Consider the following 21,127-nt stretch of genomic DNA (forward strand, 5'->3'; position numbering starts at 1 on the left):
GTCGTGCTGTACGTGACGCCCACGATCTGAGGAGGTCTCATGGCACGCATTACGATCATCGGCGGACACGGAAGAATCGCCCTGCTGGCAGCACCCCTGCTGGTCAAGGCAGGCCACGAGGTCACGTCGGTGTTCCGCAACCCCGACCACGAAGCCGACGTCGCCAAAACCGGCGCGACTCCGAAGGTCGCTGACATTGAACAGCTCGACACCGCTCAGCTGGCCCAGCTGCTTGAAGGACAGGATGCGGTCGTCTGGTCCGCTGGTGCAGGTGGAGGAAACCCCGCCCGCACAAAGGCAGTCGACCAGGATGCTGCGATCCGCTCCATGGACGCCGCCCAGCAGGCAGGCGCCAAGCGCTATGTGATGGTCTCCTACTTCAACGCCAGCCGCGATCACGGTGTGGACCCTGACGACAGCTTCTGGCAGTACGCAGAAGCAAAGAGCATCGCGGATGAACACCTGCGCGGGACGGAACTCGACTGGACGATCCTCGGACCCAGCCTGCTCACGCTCGAACCGGGCAGCGGCACAATCACCGTTGACGGAAAGGGCAGCGAGGTTTCGCGCGAAAACGTCGCGCAGGTCATCGCTGCCGCGGTCGAGGACGACAACACCATCGGCCGCACGATCAACTTCGACGACGGCGACACTCCTATCGCTGAAGCAATTCACTGATCAAACCCGTGCGCCCGCGGTGCTGAGCACAGCCGTCCAGCACCGCGAGCGCACAGCCCTGTTCTGGGCGCTGATCTGGGCTTAGGGTAGAGCCAGACATCAACCACGATCCACTGCAAGGGGGCAGCAGAGAGTGTCAGCCAAACCGTCCGCGACAGCAGTCCAGACCAGCCTGAGCACGCAAGTGCACCATGACCCCACCTCGTGCGCGGGAGAACACGAAAGTCCCCTCGACTGCGCGGTCCGCGAAGGCGGGCACGCGCTCGTCGAACAGCTGGTGGCCAGCGGGGTGACGCGCGTGTTCGGGGTGCCGGGCGAAAGCTACCTGTCGGTGATCGACGGGCTGTACGACCACACCGACGACATCGAAATCATCGTCACCCGGCAAGAAGGCGGCGCCGCAATGGCCGCAGCCGCCCACGGTGCTCTCACCGGCGAACCGGGCATCTGCATGGTCACCCGCGGACCGGGTGCGACAAACGCCAGCATCGGCGTGCACGTGGCCAAGCAGGACGCCAGCCCCATGGTGCTGTTCATCGGTCAGATTCCACGCGACCACCAGCACCGCGAATCCTTCCAAGAGGTCAACTACCGACAGATGTTCGGCGAACTGGCCAAGGAAGTCATCGAAATCAACACCGTCGAGCGGGTTCCCGAACTCACTGTGCGCGCCCTCAATGCCGCGGTGTCCGGCGAGCCCGGTCCGGTGGTTGTTGTGCTGCCCGAAGACATGCTGGTCGAACAGACCGACGCCCCGCTGAAATCACGCACCACGCCTGCGCCGGTGCTGCCCGATGCGCACTCGGTGCAGGAAGCGCACCGCCTGCTGAGCGAAGCTGAAAAGCCGCTCATCATCCTGGGTTCCACCGGCTACGCGCCGGAACTCGGCCCGCTTGTCACCGACTACTGCGAGCGAAACGGGATTGCGCTGGCGGCCGCGCACAGGCGGATGCACCTGGTGGACAATTCATCACCCGCCTACGCGGGAACCTTCGAGTTCGGCAGGTCAGTGCTGGAAAACAACGCTGACGAGGCGGATGTCATCTTCTTCCTCGGCTCCCGCCCTGATCCCAACACGGGGGAGGAATGGGAGAACTACCGTGGCGGCGCGGCCAATGGCCAGGCTGGGCCTGGAGTTATTCACGTGTACCCCGATCCGAACGTCATCGGCCGGTTCTTCCCCGCTCATGTTGGGACTGCCGCCAGCCCACTGGAGTTCATGCGCGCGCTGGTTGAACACGAGGGTGGTGCTTCGGCTGGTGCTGGTGCTTCGGCTGCAGCGGCTGGTGGTGCGGCTGACGGGGGAGCCGGAGATTCCGCGCTCGCCGATGCCCGACGGGCCTGGCAGAAGAAGCTGCACGACGACTGGGCCGGCTACATCGAGCGGAACCTGCAGACATCGCTCGGCGGGCCGTTCATGCAGAAGTTCAACGCCCGGTTCGACGCGGAAACCATCATCACCAACGGCGCCGGGAACTACACGGCTTGGGTGCAGAAGAACCGCACCTACTCGACCTTCCCCTCGCACGTTGCTTCGCAGTCCGGGTCGATGGGCTACGGAATTCCGGCAGCGCTCGCGGCCGCCTTGGAGCACCGCGATCGGACAGTTGTGACCTTTGCCGGCGACGGCTGCTTCATGATGAACGGCCAAGAGCTCGCCACGATGGCCGCCAACAACCTCGACGTGCTGGTGATCGTGGTCAACAATTCGCTCTACGGCACCATCCACATGCACCAAGAGCGCGAATACCCGGGCCGCCCCGTCTTCACCAGTCTGGACAACCCCGATTTCGCCGCACTCGGAGCGGCCTACGGGGCCCGCACCGCCAAGGTGAGCACACCGGAAGAGTTCGATGCGGCCCTTGCCGAGTTCGCCTCGGCCCCGGGTCTGCGGTTCATCGAAGTCGTCACAGAAGGCTACTGAGCCGCGGGGCCTCTGGCGCGTTCTCACGCGCAAATGCAGATTCACGCTTTAATGCAGCGCATTAGCGCGTGAATCTGCATTAAAGCGTGAGTCTGTGCCACCTAGACGGCTGGTCGCCGCCGTGCCCGGGTGACTGCGCCGTGGCAACCCGCCCTCAGGCATTGAACACGTCGGTGAGCACGTCGACGACAGTGCGCGCCGCCGGTGTCAACGGCGCATCGGTGGACGTGAGGATGACAATGTCGCGGCTGCCGCAGATTGTTCTGGGAAGAATGTGGACGTTCGCGGGGGCCATCCGCATCAGGTAGGGCGTGGCCAAGGTGACACCCAACCCTGATGAAGCCATGGCCAGTGCCACCGCGGAGTCAGTGACAAGGTGCTTCTCTCGAGGCATAACGCCGAGTTCCCGGCAGGCCAGCCGGAACGCCCGACCCCACGTTGAATCAGCCGGCGGCAGAATCCACGGTACGCGGCCCAGTGCGCGCCGCAGGATTTCCTGATCGCGGAAAACATCACCGCGGCCTGGCGCCAACCCAAGTCCGACAGGAGACCCACCGGCGCCTCGGGTGCTTCCGGCGGCACCTCCATCGTCAACCCCGCCAGCCCCGTCGCCAACCCCGCCAGCCCCGTCGCCAACTCCGCCCGAGTCCACAGGTGCGGCTTCGTGAGCCGCTGCATCCACCTCGTGAGTTTCGTCGATGCTGGGGCCGCCCTCGAGCCCAGCGGAAAGGCTCTTTACCTCGCGCCCTTCGGCGGTAAGGGCCGCCATGCCGCCGGGGCCGACGGCCACGGACAGCCGTTCGCGGCGGACGGGTTTCATGTGCACACCGCGGCGCGGGGGCAGGCGCGCATCAAGGTAGTCGATGCCGATTCCAACATCGATCAATCCCGAGGCCACCGCCTCCTGCATTTCTTCGACGTCAACTTCGATGGTTTGAACGTCGATGCCTTTGCCCTCCAGCTGCTGCGAGGCTGGCTGCATGGCTGCGACTGAGGCCGATCCGAAGACCCCCACGGTCACGGTTGTGTCGGCGGAGGCTCCGCGCATGGCTCGGGCGGCTTGGCGTTCGGCGGCAACGACCGCTCGGGCGCGGGGCAGCAGCGCCCGCCCGGCTTCCGTGAGGACAACGGACCGCCCCCGAGGTGAAACTACGGGTGATCCGACTGCTCGGCTGAGTGCCGACATGTGTTGGCTGACCGCGCCGGCCGTGTATCCCAGGCGGGTGGCGGCCGCGGCCATTGTTCCCTGCTCGGCGACTGCGACGAAGGTGCGCAGCTGTGTCAACGTCCACTGCATATGAGCAAGCTACACGATTCATCAGCAAAGCTAAACGGAAGCTTAAAAATATATCGCTTGTCCTTACGGCTCAGTGGGTTCACGATGGTGGTGTGGCCCGTTGGGACCACCGGCGAACTGGTCAGCGTCGACCTCATCGCCGTATCCCTCGGGCACTGTTCAGCGTTGAACAGCCCGCTGCCATCAGCGTTGATCGGCAGCCCGACGAGAGGAGCTTTCGTGAATGTGAATGTTCCCCAGACTGTTCCCACGTCCGCGTCCGTGGTCATCATCGGCGGCGGCATCATGGGCACAGCCACTGCGTACGAACTGGCAAAGGCCGGCGTTGAAGACATTGTGCTCATTGAGCGCGGCGAACTGGCCGGCGGTTCCACAAGCCGTGCTGCCGGTGGTCTGCGCTGCCAGTTCTCGGACGAAGCGAACATCATGCTCGGCGCGCGCAGCTTGGAGATCTTCCGCCGCTTTGAAGAGCAGATGGGCCAGAACATCGACATGGTCCAGTCCGGCTACCTGTTCCTGTTGGACAACGAAGCCGATGCCGAAAAGATGGCCGCCAACGTGGAACTTCAGGCGTCCTTGGGTCAGTCGTCTCGCATGATTTCCCCGGCTGAATGCGGCGAACTCAACCCCGTCATCCGCACCGACGACCTGGTTGCCGGCGCTTTCAACCCCTTCGACGCCCACTGCACACCCGAGGCCGCTGTGGCCGGCTACGCCAAGAACGCCCGCCGGCTGGGGGTCACGATCGTTCGCGGGGTGGAAGTCACCCGAGTCATCGCAGAGGGGGACGAGGCGGAGCCCGGCTCCCGCCGGATCACTGGTGTTGAAACATCGGCTGGACCGATTGCCGCTGACACCGTGGTGTGCGCGGCCGGAGCGTGGTCGAAGAAAATCGGTGCCGACGTGGGCATTGACCTGCCGGTTGAACCGCTGCGCCGTCACATTGTGGTGAGCGAACCGGTGAACTTCGACCCGCGCCGGCTGCCGTTCACGATCGACTTTTCGACCAGCTACTACTTCCACTCCGAAGGTGCTGGTCTGCTGTTGGGTGCTCCGGAGGTTGAAGACACGTGGGGCTTCAGCACCCAGCAGGACCCCGCGTGGCTTGAACTGCTCGCCGAACTCATGGAGCGGCGCACCCCCATGCTCGACGATGTTCAGCTGCGTCGCGGCTGGGCGGGCCTCTATGAGATCACCCCGGACCACAATGCGCTCATCGGCAAGTCTTCGCAGGTCGACGGCTTCATGTACGCCACCGGCTTTTCCGGTCACGGATTCCTGCAAGGCCCGGCGGTCGGCGAAATCATGGCGGACCTCTACCTGGACCGCACTCCGCTGATCGACATTTCGGGCCTGAGCCTGGACAGATTCGCATCCGGCGAAGTCCGCAAAGAAATGAACGTCGTGTAAGCGCGGGCGGCAGCTTTAGATCGTGGCGCCGGCACTCCCGCCGGGCTGGTACGGCGCAGCTGGGCTGGTACGGCGCCCGTGGGACGAAACCCCGCAGCGCCAGTACTCCAACCGCAAGCCCCAAACTCACCAATCTTCCGAACTCACAAGACTGAAGAACCAACTCAGAAAGGACACGCACATGTCACTGCCGACACAGCAGCAGATCCTCGAGACCACCAAGAAGGCGCTCGCCGCGTGCGGTGCCGATTTCGACCAGCTGACCTCCGCCTCGTCAGGTGGTGCGGGAAGCCTCACCCTGCGTTCGCCGATCAACGGTGCCGAACTCGGCCAGGTGCCGGCCGATGACGAAGCGGCCATGGGGCGCAAGCTCGACGCTGCCCGCGAAGCCTTCAAGCAGTGGCGCGATGTCCCTGCGCCGGTGCGCGGCAAGGTCGTGCAGCGCTGGGGCCAGCTGCTGGAGGAACACAAGTCTGACCTGGGCGAACTTGTCACGATCGAGGCCGGCAAGATTCCGTCTGAAGCTGCCGGTGAAGTGCAGGAGATGATCGACATCTGCGAACTGGCGCTCGGTCAGTCGCGTCAGCTGTTCGGCAAGACCCTGCCGTCGGAGCGTCCCGGCCACCGCCTGATGGAAACGTGGCACCCGCTGGGCGTTGTCGGCATCATCACGGCGTTCAACTTCCCTGTGGCCGTGTTCGCGTGGAACACCGCACTCGCCCTCATCGCCGGTGACACGGTGGTGTGGAAGCCGTCGGAAACCTCGTCGCTGTCGGCCATTGGTGCGGAGGCTCTGCTGCGCCGTGCCGCGAAGGACTGCGGTGCGCCGGAAAACCTCAGCCAGGTGCTGCTGGGCGACCGCGACCTCGGTGCGGCCATGGTTGCCGACAAGCGCGTCGACCTGGTTTCGGCCACCGGTTCGGTTGCCATGGGTCGCAAGGTCGGCCCTGTTGTGGCTGAGCGCTTCGGCCGGGTGCTGCTGGAACTCGGCGGCAACAACGCGGCAATCGTCGCACCCAGCGCAGACCTCGACCTGGCTCTGCGCGGCGTTGTCTTCGCAGCCGCGGGCACGGCCGGCCAGCGCTGCACCACGCTGCGCCGCCTGATCGTGCACTCCTCGATCGCCGATGACCTCGTTGACCGTGTGGCCAAGGCCTACGGCACGCTGGCCATCGGTTCGCCCACCGACGACGGCACGCTGGTCGGTCCGCTCATCAACAAGGCTTCCTTTGACGCCATGCAGAACGCACTTCGCGCGGCAGAAGAACAGGGCGGAACGGTTGTCTGCGGCGGCAAGCGCGTGCTCACCGACGAAGCTGACGACGCCTACTACGTCGAACCGGCCGTCGTCCGCATGCCGTCGCAGACGCAGATCGTGGAAGACGAAACCTTCGCACCCATCCTCTACGTCATGGAGTACGACGACTTCGACGCTGCCGTGGAACTCAACAACGCGGTTCCGCAGGGCCTGTCGAGTGCCGTGTTCACCTCGGAACTTGCAGAAGCCGAGCGTTTCCTCGCCTACTCCGACACTGGCATCGCGAATGTCAACATCGGTACGTCCGGTGCTGAAATCGGCGGCGCATTCGGCGGCAATAAGGAAACCGGTTGGGGCCGCGAATCCGGCACCGATTCCTGGCAGGCCTACATGCGCCAGGCGACGAACACCATCAACTACTCGGGCGAACTGCCCCTGGCCCAGGGAGTCGAATTCATCTGATGTAAGGGTTTGACTGCGGGGTTGGGGTTAGGGCTCTGAGTTGGGCCTGGCTTTGGCTTTGGCTTTGCGTCCTGACACTGCCTGACTCTGCTCCTGCGTGCAAAAACTCCGGTTTCTGCTGCCACGTGCAAAAACTCGGTCGGAATCGCTGATTTCGGCCGAGTTTTTGCACTTCAGAGCAGAATGTAAACGCAGGCAAACGAAGCGCTTCCGTCCCTGTTAGGCAAGGCATAGCTTGCTGGCGGAAATCCGCGGAATGGGCAGTATCGGAGTATGGGAACCGTGATGCGCATTTTCCGTGAGTACAAGCTGCTGGCCGCGGTGCTGGTGGAGCTCATCGTTGTTCTCGCGCTGCACTTTTCCGGCCTGACCACCGCTGCGCAGCTGGTGGCGACGGTATTCGTCGGATTCGTCATCCTGCTGACCGTCATCGACATGGTCAAGCAGCTGATGCGGCGGGAGTTCGGGCTCGACATTCTGGCCGTCGTGGCGATGACCGCCTCGCTTGCGGTCGGCGAGTATTTGGCGGCGTCGATTATTGCGCTCATGCTCACCGGTGGCGAGGCGCTGGAAGACTACGCGGCCGCGCGTGCCCGCCGTGATCTGCGCAGCTTGTTGGACCGCGCCCCGCAGCGGGCACACCGACTGCCGGCTGTTGATGCCCCCGTTGACCAGGCAGAAAACATTGAAATCGACCGTGTGGAGCCCGGCGATGTTCTGCTTGTGCGGCCTGCCGAAGTTGTTCCCGTTGACGGCGAGGCGATTGACGCGGGTTCGTTCGATGAATCGTCTTTGACGGGTGAGTCGGCGGCTGTCGCGAAGGATGTCGGCGACACGATTCTGTCTGGTTCGGTCAACGGCACGCAGGCCGTGCGGATGCGCGCAACGCGTTCGGCGGCGGATTCGCAGTACCAGAAGATCATTGCTTTGGTGCGCCAGACTGAGGATCAGCAGGCGCCGATTGTTCGTGTGGCCGACCGCTACGCCATGCCGTTTACGGCAGTGTCTCTGCTGATCGCAGGGCTTGCGTGGTGGCTCAGCGGTGACCCTGTCCGGTTTGCCGAGGTGCTGGTTCTGGCCACGCCGTGCCCGCTGCTGATTGCTGCTCCCGTTGCGTTCCTTGGTGGTATGAGCCGGGCGTCGAATGCGGGAATCATCGTCAAGGGCGGTGCCGTCCTTGAGGCGTTGGGTTCGGCTTCGACCGCTGCCTTCGACAAGACGGGCACACTGACTTACGGCCGGCCGACGGTTGCCAAGGTGCGCGCCGTTGGTGTCTCTGAGGACGAACTGCTGGCTGTTGCGGCTGCTGCCGAACAGTTCTCATCGCACGTTTTGGCACTCGGGGTGATTGAGGCTGCTGAAGGGCTTTCATTTCCCGAGGCGCGGAATGGGCGCGAGGTCGCGACCGAGGGTGTCGAGGCTGAGGTCAGCTTTGGTGCTGGCTCGGATGGTGCGGCTGCTGGCGCGGCCGGCGGCGCGGGTGGCTCCGTTGTTCGCGTTGGCACGCTTGGTTTTGTTCGCGGCATGGCGCCGGAGGCGTTTGAGGTTGAGTTCGAGGCCGGACAGACTGTCGCTTATGTGTCGATCGGCAGTGAGTATGCCGGTGCGCTGATCCTTGATGATCAGGCGAGGGACAACGCCGGACAGTTGGTTTCGGAGCTTAGGCGTCATGGCTTTGAAAAGGTCACGATGCTCACTGGCGACAATCCGCACACTGCGCAGGCGATTGCTGCGGAGGTCGGGATTGACGATGTGCACGCTTCGCTTCTGCCGGAGGACAAGGTTCGTCTGCTGCACGAGATCGAGCCGAAGCCGGTCATCATGGTCGGTGACGGTGTCAACGATGCGCCGGTTCTCGCGGCTGCCGGGGTTGGCATTGCGATGGGGGCTCGCGGCGATACAGAGGCCTCCGAAGCTGCTGATGTCGTGATCACCCGTGACGATATTTCCCGTGTTGGCAAGGCTGTCGACATTGGGCGTTGGACTTTGGCGGTGGCGAAGAGTGCCATTTGGATCGGCATCATTTTGTCGCTCGTGCTGATGGGCTTCGCCTTCTTCGGTTTCATTCCAGCCGTTGTGGGTGCGCTGCTGCAGGAAGTCATCGACCTGGCCGCGATCGTCTACGCACTGCGAGCACTGAAGGGCCCCGAACGGTTCAAGGTGTAGTCAGGGTTTCCAGCCTCGTGCTCGCAGGGCGTCTCGAATCGCCTGTAGGTATTCGGCGGACGGCATTGATTTGGTCACTCGGATGACAGTCCAGCCTGCCGCCTCGAAAGCGCGGTATCTGCGGATATCGCTGGACCACTGTTGTGAATCGGTCATGTGGTGGATGCCTTCGTATTCGCAGCACACCTTGTACTCTTCCCAAGCCAGGTCGGGTTTCCTGTACTCGCCGATGCTCGGCAGATAGACCCGCGGGTTGACTGCCGGTTCGGGCAGTCCGGCACGAATGATCTCGAGGCGCAGGCTCGTTTCCCGAGGTGACTGCACCCCTGACCTGGTCAGCGGCAGGGCTTTGCGCAGAGTTCTGTAGGTGCGGGACTGCGGCAGCTCCCGGATGAAGCTTTTAAGTTTGGCGTGTTCGACTTTCGGGCCGCCATTCCACGTGCCCAAGAGTCCATCAAGAAGCTGCACCGCCTCACGGAAGTTCAATTCCGCAGCGATTTGAGCCATAACTTCCAGTCCGGATGCGACTGGCAGGTCGAACCAAAGGACTCTTTTATCTATGGGTTTGCGGTTGGACCTGACGTTCTTCATGCGAATCTGTCTGCCTCCGCGGCCGGTACTTACGAATACCAGTTCTTCACGCTGGAGTCTGTAAGGCAAAACCATGCCGTAGAGCGCCCCCGCAGTAGGCCCTACTCCGGTCGCTTCCGGGTATTTGCTCTGCACGGCAGAAAGCAGTTCCCGCTGTCTAAACCACAAGTCATCTGCCCAACGTGGCGCACTGCCGATGCTTCGAATGTCACCGAACGCTCGTACGCCGTGAACCAGCTGTCGGCTGTTGGCATCGATTGTCCACCTGGTTACACCGTTGTTCAGAAGGCTTCCCGTGGTGGCAATACCTGTGGCCGGTTTCCATAAACCGGACGTCGTGTTTTCTCCATGCCCCATATTCGGAAGGTAGGGGCGCTCGAGCAGCGGGCGCCACGGGTTTCTGGACCCTGTGGATAGCACCGGAGTTGTCCCCTGCACGGAGCACCGAAGTCAAAGCTCTGGAGAATCTGCTCCTGCGTGCAAAAACTCGGTTAAAAACGCGGTTTTGGGCCGAGTTTCTGACCACCTAAGCAGATTCCGGAGTTTTTGCACGCAGGAGCAGAAGCAGAAGCGAAGGTCGGGGCGGGGCTAGTCGGCTGGAGTTCTTGAGTTTGCCTGTAGGCCATGCCGGTGCGTGTTGCCGTTTGTGCTTTACGCCCCGGTGAACGCGTCGATGAGCGCTTCTGCGCTCGCACGGCCCTCGGCGATGGCGGTGGGGTAGTCCTCGCGCAGCATCAAGGACATCGTGCCCGTGTACGCGACCATGAGCGCCGACGCCAACGCCTCCGCTCGGCTGCCTAAGCCTGCCGCACCACCACCCGCCGAGGTGCCGCTCACCTCTTCACTCCCACTTCCCGGGGCGTCACCCGCGTGGGCGGACGAGGCGCCGCTCACCTCTTCACTCCCATTTCCCGGGACGTCATCCGCCTGGGCGGACGAGGCGCCGCTCACCTCTTCAGCGCCCTCACTTCCTGCCGCCTCGCCTGTGATTTCGCGGGCCGCGGCCAGGAGTCGTGTGCGCAGCAGCTGGGTTTCTTCGTCGAGAACGGCCTGCAGCTGAGCGCTGGGGTGTTCGATGGCGGCAGCGGTCCCGCTGAAGGCGCACCAGCGTTCGGTCATGTGTTCGCCCTGGTACGTCGTAAGCGCGTCCCAGAGGGCCAGTGCCCGGTCCTTCGGACAGTCAGCCGCGGCGATTTCGGCGTCCCACACGTCTGTCCAAATATGCAGGCGACGGCGCAGAGCAGCCGCGATCAGCCCTTCTTTGCTCCCGAAGTGTGAGTAGAGACTCGGCGGGGAGGCCTGTGCGTCTTTGAGGATCCGGTCGACTGGGGTGGAAATAACTCCGTGGATGAACAGCAGCGCGTCGGCGGAATCCAACAGTCGTTCGCGGACCGGCTTGGTCGTTTGCTTACGCACCGAACTTGCCGCAGGCCTACCCGCCTGCTTACGCACCGAACTCGCCGCAGGCCTACCCGCAGGCCTACCCGCCTGTTCAACAGGCTGATTGCCTGCTGACCCATCCGCGGGTGCACTCGGAGATTGACCCGCCTGGCTGCTGGCCTGGCTTGTCGGCTTCATGGTTCGCAATCGTACTCCTGCAGCTTTACTCAACTTGAAGGTCACGCTGTCGCAACAGCTCGTCTGCGCAGCACAAAAGTATAACGCTCGTTTTATTTTCGATATAACGTGCGTTATCGTTGCAAAGAGGCGTGAGGCTGGGACGTGCAGCTTTCGTAAGCGAAGCCCTCGCCGCGAGAAGCACCAACAAGCGAAACGTCCGCCGTGCGAAACCCCCGCAAGGAAAACCAGCCAGCAAACGCAGCAAACCTACAAGCCAAAAGCGAAGGAAGTGCCGTGCCGAGCATTTACATCAACGGACAGTGGCAAGAAGCGGAATCAAACGAAACCCGAGACATCCTCTGCCCGGCCGATGGATCGCACGTCATCACTGTCAGCGAAGGCGACCGTGCTGACGCCCGCCGCGCCATCGAAGCCGCCCGCACCACCTTCGACGAAGGAACCTGGGCCACGACCCCGGCAGCCGACCGCGGCGCCATCGTCAACCGCCTGGCCGACATCCTTGAGCGCGACAAAGACAAGGTCGCCCGCATGGAATCGCAGGACACGGGCAAGCGCTTCGTCGAGTCCCAGCAGGACATGGACGACATCATCAACGTCTTCCGCCACTTCGCAGCCCTGGCGGACAAACACGCAGGCCGCGTGGTCGACCCGGGCGACCCGACCATCTCCAGCCGCGTCGTCACCGAACCGGTGGGCGTGTGCTCGCTCATCACCCCGTGGAACTTCCCGCTGCTGCAGACGGCCTGGAAGATCGCTCCGGCCATCGCCGCCGGAAACACCTTCGTGCTCAAGCCGGCCGAGCTGACTCCCCAGACCGCCATGTGGCTCATGGATGCCCTTGACGAGGCGGGGCTTCCGGCCGGTGTCGCAAACCTCGTCACCGGACCGGGTGCCACCGTGGGTGCCGAAATGACGGAAAACCCGCAGGTGGACCTCGTGTCGTTCACGGGTGGTCTCGAAACCGGCCGCGTGATCATGGCCGCTGCCGCTCCGACCGTGAAGAAGGTCGCCCTGGAACTGGGTGGGAAGAACCCCAACATCATCTTTGCCGACGCTGATCTCGAAGCAGCAATTGACAACGCGCTCACCGCGATCTTCCTGGACTCCGGCCAGGTGTGCTCGGCTGGTGCTCGTCTGATCGTCGAAGAGTCGATTCACGATGAGGTCGTCGACGAACTCGTTCGCCGCGCCGAACTGATCCGCCTGGGCGGCCCGTTTGACGAAAACGCCGAGACCGGCCCGCTCATCAGCGAAGACCACCTGAACAAGGTGCACCGCTACGTCGAAGAGGCCATCGAAGACGGCGCTGTTCTGCGCACCGGCGGCAAGCGCGGCGAAGGCGAACTGGCGCAGGGCTCCTACTACCTGCCGACCATCCTCGACCGCTGCGACCAGTCGATGCACTGCGTCCACGACGAGTCCTTCGGCCCCGTGCTGACGGTCGAAACCTTCTCAGGCGACACCGTAGAGGCGGCCGAAGACGCCGCAGTGGCACTGGGCAATGACACCATCTACGGCCTCGCCGGTGCCGTGTGGACCGAAAACGCCGGCCGCGCCGAACGTGTCGCCGGCCGCCTGCGCCACGGCACCGTCTGGATCAACGACTTCCACCCCTACGTCCCGCAGGCCGAATGGGGCGGCATGAAGCAGTCCGGCATCGGCCGTGAACTCGGCGAAGACGGCCTGGCCGAATACCAGGAGGTCAAGCACGTCTGGCACAACACCAAGCCGGCACCGGCCGACTGGTTCTCCGGCCGCAAAGCCTGACCCACCCCTCAATCTTCTGTTCTCAATTCCAAGGAGTGTTCCCGTGAAGAAGCACTATGACTATGTGATCGTCGGCGGCGGTTCCGCCGGTTCGGCGCTCGCCAACCGCCTGTCGGCTGACCCCAGCACCAGTGTGCTCGTGCTGGAGGCCGGCCGTGCGGACTTCAAGTTCGACCCGCTGATCCACATGCCCGCAGCGCTCATGTTCCCGTCGGGCAACCCGATGTACGACTGGCGCTACCAGACTGACCCGGAACCGCACATGGGCGGCCGTCGCGTGGCGCACACCCGCGGTAAGGTGCTGGGCGGTTCGAGCTCGATCAACGGCATGATCTTCCAGCGCGGAAACGCCGGTGACTACGACAAGTGGGCCACCTTCGAAGGCATGGAGGACTGGGACTACGCCCACGTCCTGCCGTACTTCAAGCGCATGGAAACGACGCTGGCCGGTGCTGATGAGTGGCGCGGCGGTTCGGGCCCGCTGACCCTTGAGCGCAAGAAGGCCAACAGCCCGCTGTTCCAGGCGTTCTTCGAGGCCACCCGCCAGGCCGGCTATGCTCCGACCGATGACGTCAACGGCTACCGCCAGGAGGGCTTCGCCCCCTTCGATGCGAACACCTACAAGGGTTCGCGCATGAGCGCTTCGCGTTCCTACCTGTGGCCGGTTAAGAACCGCAAGAACCTGGACATTGCGACTCTCGCTTTTGTCACCCAGCTGCGCTGGAACGGCACCCGTGTGACCGGGGTCGACTTCGTACGAGGCGGAAAGAAACCGCACAGCGTCTCCGCCGGCGAGGTGATCCTCTGTGGAGGTGCCTTCAACTCACCTCAGGTGCTGCAGCTGTCCGGTGTGGGCGACCCCGACCACCTGCGTTCGGTGGGCATCAAGCCGCGCGTTGATCTGCCGGGTGTCGGTGAGAACCTGCAGGACCACCTCGAGGTCTACCTGCAGCACGAATCGGTGCAGCCGGTTTCGATCCAGCCGTGGCTGAAGATGTGGAAGGCCCCGTGGATCGGTGCGCAGTGGCTGTTCGCCAACGCCGGTGTGGGTGCTTCGAACCACTTCGAGGGCGGCGGCTTCATCCGCACCAACGACGATGTCGTCTACCCGAACCTCATGTTCCACTTCCTGCCGATCGCCGTGCGCTACGACGGCACCGGTGGCGACCACGAACACGGCTACCAGGTGCACATCGGCCCGATGAACTCCGATGTTCGCGGCCACGTGAAGATCAAGTCGAACGACCCCAAGCAGCACCCGTCGATCCTGTTCAACTACCTGTCGACCGAAAACGACCGTCGCGAATGGGTTGAGGTTGTGCGCGCTGCACGCCACATCCTGTCCCAGCCGGCGTTCGCACCGTTCGACGGCGGCGAACTGTCGCCCGGTAAGGACGTTGAAACCGACGAGGAGATCCTCGACTGGATCCGCCGTGACGCCGAAACCGCTCTGCACCCGTCGTGCTCGGCGAAGATGGGTGTCGACGACATGTCGGTTGTCGACCCGTCGTCCATGAAGGTCCACGGCACCGAGGGTCTGCGCGTTGTCGACGCTTCAGTCTTCCCGACCATCACCAACGGCAACATCTACGCACCCGTCATGATGGTTGCTGAGCGCGCTGCCGACCTCATTGCCGGCAACACCATGCTCGAACCCGAATACCCGCCGGTTTACAAGGCTAAGTCCGGTATGCCGCTGTACCCCGAAGGCGATCCGCGCAACAGCGCGTGGAACGCCCGCACGGACATCCCCAGTGCGCTTGAGGCAATGGCTGCGGGTGATGACAAGTGAGCAGCACCCCATCAAACCCCAAGCCGCAGTCCCAGACTGCGGCGGGCGGCACCTCGTCAGCTGTTGGAGAAGTCGAACCTGAGCTTCGGCCCCAGGTGACCAGCCCCAAGGTCAAGCCGGTTGTGCTCGGCGTGACCGGCGTGTTCATCGCGCTGGTCGCCGGGTGGGCGCTGTTCTTCACGGAGTCGGCCGAGGCGACACTCGGCGTGCTCGTGGGATGGATCGGCAACTGGTTCGGCTGGTTCTACATCTTGCTGGCCACCGCGATTTTGGTGTTCGTGGTGGTACTCGCCCTGCGGTACTCAAAGATCCGCCTGGGCAAAGACACGGACCGGCCCGAATACTCGACGTTCGCGTGGGCATCCATGCTGTTCGCAGCCGGCATCGGCACCGACGTGATGTTCTTCGCGGTTGCCGAACCCGCCTCGCAGTACCTGGCGCCTCCCGTCACGGAGGCCGGATCGCTTGACGCGGCACGCGAAGGCACCGTGTGGACGCTGTTCCACTACGGCATCACCGGCTGGGGCATGTACACGCTCATGGGTATCGCCCTGGGCTACTTCGCCCACCGCAAGGGACTTCCGCTGGCAGTCCGCTCGGCGCTCTACCCGCTGTTCGGCAAGCGCATCAAGGGCGGCGTGGGCAACGCCGTCGACATCGCAACGGTGCTCGGCACGATCTTCGGTGTTGCAACCTCGCTCGGTATCGGCGTGGTCATGCTCAACGTGGGCCTGGACATCATGTTCGGCATCGACCAGGGCACTCCCGCTCAGGTGGGCCTCGTGGTCGTCGCGGTTCTCGTGGCAATCGTGTCGGCGACATCCGGTGTTGATAAGGGCATCCGCATCCTCAGCCAGCTCAACGTGGTGCTCGCACTCGTGCTGGCCGGCTGGGTTCTGGTGTTCGGCGACACCGCATTCCTGCTGCGTGCCGCAACCATGAACGTCGGCGACTTCATCAGCATGTTCCCCGGCCTGACGCTCGACACGATGGCATACGACCACCCGGCCGAATGGATGAACCTGTGGACCCTGTTCTTCTGGGCCTGGTGGGTTGCCTGGGCAAGCTTCGTCGGCATGTTCCTGGCCCGCATCTCCAAGGGCCGCACGCTGGGCCAGTTCGTCATCGGCACGCTCACCATCCCGTTCATCTACATCCTCATGTGGGTGACGATGTTCGGCAACACGGCCATTGCGCGCATCCGTTCGGGCGACACCGCGTTTGCCGAAGCTGCAGTCGAGACACCGGAATCCGGTTTCTACATGCTGCTGCAGCAGTTCCCCGGAGCGTTCTTCCTGGTGGGACTGGCAACGTTCGTCGGTCTGCTGTTCTACGTGACATCGGCTGACTCCGGTGCACTGGTCATGGCAAACCTCACCAGCCGCCTGCCGGATGCCGAAACCGACGCCAAGCCGTGGGTGCGCATCCTGTGGGCCGTGGCAACCGGTGTTCTGACGATCGCCATGCTGGTGGTCGGCGGCATCACCGCGCTGCAGTACGCCACGGTTGTTATGGGTCTGCCGTTCGCATTCGTCATGATCTTGGTTGCCATTGGTCTGCTGCGCGCACTGGAAGGCGAACGCAAGCAGACGCACGCCATGATGGATTCGCTGCGCTCGCAGGTTGTCGGTGCTGGTGGTGTTGTTGGCAGCGGTGCTGGTGCTGGTGCTGCGGGTGGCACTGGTGCTGGCAGCTGGCGGAATCGTCTGCGGCGCCAGTTCGGCAATGTGTCGCTGCGATCCACGCAGGAGCGCATGTCCGAGGTCGTCATCCCCGCGCTGGAAGAAGTCGCAGCGGAACTGCGTGAGCAGGGTGTTGACGCGCAGATCACCCGCGAAGACGACGTGTCGAAGAAGATCAAGCACTCCGTGTCGCTAACTGTTCAGGGCACGCACGAAATGCTGGAGAACTTCGACTACACGGCGCAGATTCGCCAGATCAAGGCCGCAACCTACGGCACCCGCATGCGCGAAGCAGACGATGTCTCAAGCCAGCTTGAGGTCAAGGTGCCCGGTGGCGGAACCTACGACATCTTGGATTACTCGCGTGAGCGGATCGCCCACGACGTTCTCGACCACTACACGTGGTGGCTGAACTCGAACGTCGCTGTGACGGAGGAGACCAAGGTAGGGGAGTAACTCTGCTGCCACGTGCAAAAACTCCGGATTCTGCTTATACGTGCAAAAACTCGGCCGAAAACTGCTGTTTCGGCCGAGTTTTTGCACGCCAGAGCAGATTCGGCCCGCTTACGCCGTCCGGCCTAGGCGTTCAGCTAGGCGGTGGAAGCCCGGGTCTGGGTCGCCGAAGCGGTGCAGCGTCATCGAGATTGCCTGCTCGTGCAGGTAGTAGCGGCCTTCGATGCGGCCCGAGGCGGTCACCGGTTCATCGAGCACGGCCACTTCCGGTCGGTCGACAATGGCCTCGAGCACTTCGGGTTCCGCCGCGCCAATGTTGCGCACGCGGGCTGCTCCGTTCACCAGAAGCTGGCCATCGGACAGGCGCTTGCCGAACTCCCCGGCTGATTCAAGGGCGACGCCGCCACCCGTGCCGTTCGCGCTTCCGCCAGCGTCCACCCCAGAACCAGCGGCCGCAACCGCTGCCGCGCGGACAGACCCTTCAGCATCAGAGGCAACACTCCAGGTTAGCGGTTTACCCAGACGCTGAGCAGCTTCGGCAACGCGGGTGATTTCCACAGGCTTTGCCTCAGCAGTCACGCGCACGGTCACAGCCGTGGGCAGGTAGCGGAAGATGTTCGCTTCGGCGGCGAAACCGTCCGAGTCGCGGGCAACACCGAACTCGTGGCGAATGGCTTCGTCATCAGAGCGGCGGGCGCGTTCAAGCCAATCGCGTTCATCACGCGTTGTCGCAGTGCCCGAAACTGAACCACCCGCAACACCCGAAGATGTCGAGGATCCGGGGGCCTCCACCTCGTCAGCCTGACCAGCAAATTCTCCCGAACCAGGCCTGTCCGCCCAGGTGCCCATCATGTGGACGTAGTTGGGGCCGCCGGCCTTTGATCCCAGCCCGACCGACGACTTCTTCCAGCCGCCGAAGCTCTGGCGGCGCACAATCGCGCCCGTGATTCCGCGGTTGACGTACAGGTTTCCGGCCTGCACGCGACCGAGCCATTCGTCGACTTCGCGCGGATCAAGCGAGTGAATACCGGCGGTCAGACCGTACTCGACGGCGTTCTGCAGGCGGATGGCTTCGTCAAGATCGCGCGCGTGCATGAGCCCAAGCACCGGCCCGAAGCACTCCGTCATGTGGAAGAACGACCCCGGCTGCACGCCAGTCCGAATACCCGGACGCCACAGTGGTCCGGGCATGCCCGGTGTCCGCTGGTCCGAATCTGACGAGGTGCCGCCGGCTCCCACCCGCTTCTCACCAGGGGAAATGTCTCCGGTCGGCATGCCGGGTGCCGCAGCGAGCAGTTTCGGTTTGATGAGCCATTCTTCGCCGACTTCCAGGCGGGTCAGCCCGCGCTGGAGCTTGTCACTCGGGGCTCCCGTCAGCGGTCCGACTGTGGAGGCCAGGTTGAGCGGGGAGTCCACAATGAGAGATTCCGTCGCGTCGACCAGCTGGCTCAGGAAGCGCTGTGAGTCGTACATCGAGCCCACCAGAATACCCAGCGAAGCGGCCGAGCACTTCTGTCCGGCGTGTCCGAATGCTGAGTTCACAAGGTCGGCCACGGCGAGGTCGCGGTCGGCGGACGGGGTGATGATCATTGCGTTCTTGCCGCTGGTTTCTGCGTTGATCGCCAGGGAGGGGCGGAAGGAGCGGAAAAGTGCGGCTGTGTCAGAGGCTCCTGTCAGGATGACCCTGTCAACGTCCGGATGGCTGATGAGCGCCTTGCCGGTTTCGCTTTCGATCGGCGGCACCAGCTGCAGGACGTTGCGCGGGATGCCGGCTTGCCACAGCGTTTCGACGATCATCCGCGAACATTCGGGCGTCATGCCCGAGGGTTTGTGGATGACGGCTGAACCTGCGGCGAGTGCTGCCACGGTCGATCCCGTTGGGATTGCTACGGGGAAGTTCCACGGAGGTGTAATGACAGTTACTTGATCAGGTGTGAACTGCACGCCGTCGCGGGTTTCGATTTCTTCGATCTCGAGGGCCTGGTCGGCGTAGTAGCGGATGAAGTCGATGGCTTCGGACAGTTCGGGGTCGGACTGGGCGAGTGTTTTGCCAGCTTCGGCCGCTGCGACTGCGAGGAATTCGCCGCGTCGCTGTGCGAACAGTTCGGCTGCCCGCTGGAAGTAGGGCAGGCGGCCGCGTGCGCCGAGTGCTGCCCAGTCGGCTGCTGCCTGCTTGGCGGTCTGCACGGTTGTGTCGACGTCGAAGTCATCTGCGGTTCGCGGGCTGATGTCGATGCGCTCTGCCGCTGCGATCACCTGCCTGGACCATTCTTGGTTGGCCGGCAGGGCGGGGTCGGTGTTCGGCTCGTTTGCGAAGCCGCGGACGGGGGCCGCTGCGGGGGCGGTCTCCGCGGGACCCACGCCCGAGGCGCCTTCGGGGTTGGCCGCGGGTGTTTCACCCGATGCGCCCGCATCTGCCGCGTGTTCCTCACCTTCACCGGTACCCGCGCTCTCACCCGAGGTGTCGGGCTGGGAGCTGAGCGGCGCCTCGTGCAGTCGGTTCTGCGTGCGGTTGGGGCCGGGAGGTGTGTCGCCTTCGCGGGCGAGCACGGTTTCGAGGTCGCTCAGCGAGGCCAGGAAGCGGCTGCGTTCGCGCTGGAAGATGGGCCCGCCGTCGGTCAGGTCGAAGATGCCGGACATGAAGTTTTCGTTTGCGGCGTTTTCTTCTAGGCGGCGCACCAGGTAGGAGATCGCGACGTCGAACTGTTCGGGTGCGACGGCCGGGACGTACAGGAGGACGTCGCCGACGTCTGCGGCAACCTGCTCGGACTGTTCTTCGGCCATGCCGTGCAGCATTTCGAATTCGATGCGGTCGTCAACGCCGCGCCGCTTTGACAGGTGGTGGGCGAAGGCGATGTCGAACAGGTTGTGTCCGGCGACACCCAGGCGGAGTCCCTTCATGTTCTCTGGGGTCAGCAGCCAGTGGAGGACGCGCTTGTAGTTGGCGTCGGTGGCCTGCTTGGAGGGGTTGACGGTCAGGGGCCATTCGGCGGTTTCGGCGTGCACGCGTTCCATGGAAAGGTTTGCGCCCTTGACCAGGCGCACTTTGATGCCGGCGCCGCCGTCGGCCACGCGCTGTGCCCCGAATTCGGCCAGCCGCTGGGTGGCTGCGAGTGCATCCGGCAGGTAGGCCTGCAGCACGATGCCGGCTTCCAGGTTCTTGAACGCCGGTTCGCTCAGCAGGCGTTCGAAGACGTCGATTGTCAGGTGGAGGTCCTGGTATTCCTCCATGTCGAGGTTGATGAACTTCTGGCCGCGGCCCGCGGCTTCGAGTTCGACGGCGTCTTCGTACAGGGGGCGCAGGCGGTTCACCACGTAGTCGACCGTGCCCGGGTAGTCCCACATGCTGATCTGCGAGGCAACGGAGGACACTTTGATCGATACGTAGTCGACATCGCTCCTGGCCAGAAGCCTGCGGGTGTCCTGCAGGTGGCGGTCGGCCTCTTCTTCGCCGAGCACCGCTTCGCCCAGAAGGTTGATGTTGAGGCGGTGTCCGGCTTCGTGCATTGCCTTGACAGCTTTGCCGAACGGTTCGGGGCGGGCGTCGATCACCATGTGCCCGACCATCTGCCGCAGGCGAGCCTTGGCGACGGGGATGACGACGTGCGGCAGCTTCTCAGCCATGGCGGCGCCGGCCTTGATCTGCATGCGCTCCGCTAGTGGCAGGGATTTGGGGGTGAGTTCGGCGATTTCGGTCAGTGCTTTTGCTGCGGCCCGGGGGTCTTCCGCGCGGATGACTCGGTCCACAAAGCCCTGCGTGAACGGCAGTCCGTTGGGGTCTTTCAGCACCGCCGCCAGGAGGCGTGCGCCCTTGTCGGCCTGGCGGGTGGCCTTGTTGGCGGCCTCTTTGGCCGAGGTGGTTGTTCCGGTTGTGCCAGCTGCCGAGGTGGAACTCGCCTCACCCTGCTGGTTCGCCTTGCGCAGCCACTTGCGGACGGTGCTGATGGCTTCGGCGCTGACTGCGGACAGTTCGGCGTCGGTGATGAAATCTGCTTCTGTATGCGACACGATCGCTCCTCTTCACTGAGATGCTCAGGCCGCCGGATGGCTGTGGTCTTCTGACTTC

At 63.7% G+C, this 21,127-nt stretch carries 12 protein-coding genes; 8 read left to right on the forward strand and 4 right to left on the reverse strand.

The annotated features are described in order from the left end of the window. Window positions 1–39 precede the first annotated feature (39 nt). Both HMPREF3172_RS09590 and HMPREF3172_RS09595 read left to right on the forward strand, forming a co-directional pair. On the forward strand, window positions 40–678 hold the full coding sequence (locus HMPREF3172_RS09590; protein ID WP_070517096.1) for an SDR family oxidoreductase: 639 nt from the start codon (window positions 40–42) through the stop codon (window positions 676–678). 133 nt (window positions 679–811) lie between these two features. Beyond that, a complete protein-coding gene (locus tag HMPREF3172_RS09595) occupies window positions 812–2,602 on the forward strand; it encodes a thiamine pyrophosphate-dependent enzyme (RefSeq protein ID WP_083281509.1) in 1,791 nt (596 codons plus the stop codon). A 154-nt stretch (window positions 2,603–2,756) separates the two neighbouring features. On the opposite strand, the gene HMPREF3172_RS09600 is transcribed toward HMPREF3172_RS09595, so the two are convergent. After that, complete coding sequence (locus HMPREF3172_RS09600; protein ID WP_070517099.1) at window positions 2,757–3,899, reverse strand: LysR family transcriptional regulator; 1,143 nt, start codon at window positions 3,897–3,899, stop codon at window positions 2,757–2,759. A gap of 219 nt (window positions 3,900–4,118) precedes the next feature. Between HMPREF3172_RS09600 and HMPREF3172_RS09605 the strand changes: the two genes are divergently transcribed. From HMPREF3172_RS09605 to HMPREF3172_RS09615, 3 genes are all read left to right on the forward strand, one after another. Then, window positions 4,119–5,309 carry an NAD(P)/FAD-dependent oxidoreductase gene (locus tag HMPREF3172_RS09605; RefSeq protein ID WP_083281511.1) on the forward strand — a complete coding sequence of 397 codons (1,191 nt, stop codon included), beginning with the start codon at window positions 4,119–4,121 and terminating at the stop codon, window positions 5,307–5,309. A 181-nt stretch (window positions 5,310–5,490) separates the two neighbouring features. Then, window positions 5,491–7,029, forward strand: coding sequence for an L-piperidine-6-carboxylate dehydrogenase (locus tag HMPREF3172_RS09610; RefSeq protein ID WP_070517100.1), 1,539 nt, complete (start codon window positions 5,491–5,493; stop codon window positions 7,027–7,029). 285 nt (window positions 7,030–7,314) lie between these two features. Then, window positions 7,315–9,195 carry a heavy metal translocating P-type ATPase gene (locus HMPREF3172_RS09615; protein ID WP_256173404.1) on the forward strand — a complete coding sequence of 627 codons (1,881 nt, stop codon included), beginning with the start codon at window positions 7,315–7,317 and terminating at the stop codon, window positions 9,193–9,195. Here HMPREF3172_RS09615 and HMPREF3172_RS09620 read toward each other — a convergent pair whose 3' ends face one another. Together HMPREF3172_RS09620 and HMPREF3172_RS09625 are read right to left on the reverse strand one after the other, a co-directional pair. Further along, complete coding sequence (locus HMPREF3172_RS09620; protein WP_070517102.1) at window positions 9,196–9,702, reverse strand: endonuclease domain-containing protein; 507 nt, start codon at window positions 9,700–9,702, stop codon at window positions 9,196–9,198. A 735-nt stretch (window positions 9,703–10,437) separates the two neighbouring features. Next, window positions 10,438–11,202, reverse strand: a complete 765-nt coding sequence (locus HMPREF3172_RS09625; RefSeq protein ID WP_070517104.1) for a TetR/AcrR family transcriptional regulator — start codon at window positions 11,200–11,202, stop codon at window positions 10,438–10,440. Between the two features lie 438 nt (window positions 11,203–11,640). On the opposite strand from HMPREF3172_RS09625, the gene HMPREF3172_RS09630 reads away from it, so the two are divergent. From HMPREF3172_RS09630 to betT, 3 genes are read left to right on the forward strand one after another with little or no spacing between them, the layout of a single operon-like run. Further along, window positions 11,641–13,134, forward strand: a complete 1,494-nt coding sequence (locus HMPREF3172_RS09630) for an aldehyde dehydrogenase family protein (protein WP_070517105.1) — start codon at window positions 11,641–11,643, stop codon at window positions 13,132–13,134. A gap of 43 nt (window positions 13,135–13,177) precedes the next feature. Next, window positions 13,178–14,926 (forward strand): choline dehydrogenase, encoded by a 1,749-nt coding sequence (gene betA, locus HMPREF3172_RS09635; RefSeq protein ID WP_070517107.1) that lies wholly within the window; start codon window positions 13,178–13,180, stop codon window positions 14,924–14,926. Continuing rightward, window positions 14,923–17,064: a choline BCCT transporter BetT gene (gene betT / locus HMPREF3172_RS09640; RefSeq protein ID WP_070517108.1), complete on the forward strand. Its 2,142-nt coding sequence runs from the start codon at window positions 14,923–14,925 to the stop codon at window positions 17,062–17,064. The genes betA and betT overlap by 4 nt, the downstream gene beginning before the upstream one ends. Window positions 17,065–17,172: 108 nt before the next feature. Here the strand turns inward: betT and HMPREF3172_RS09645 are convergent, their stop codons facing one another. After that, complete coding sequence (locus HMPREF3172_RS09645) at window positions 17,173–21,069, reverse strand: proline dehydrogenase family protein (RefSeq protein ID WP_070517110.1); 3,897 nt, start codon at window positions 21,067–21,069, stop codon at window positions 17,173–17,175. Window positions 21,070–21,127 lie beyond the last annotated feature (58 nt).

It is taken from the genome of Brevibacterium sp. HMSC08F02 (assembly GCF_001807555.1).
In the GTDB taxonomy this organism is placed as follows: Bacteria; Actinomycetota; Actinomycetes; order Actinomycetales; family Brevibacteriaceae; genus Brevibacterium; species Brevibacterium ravenspurgense.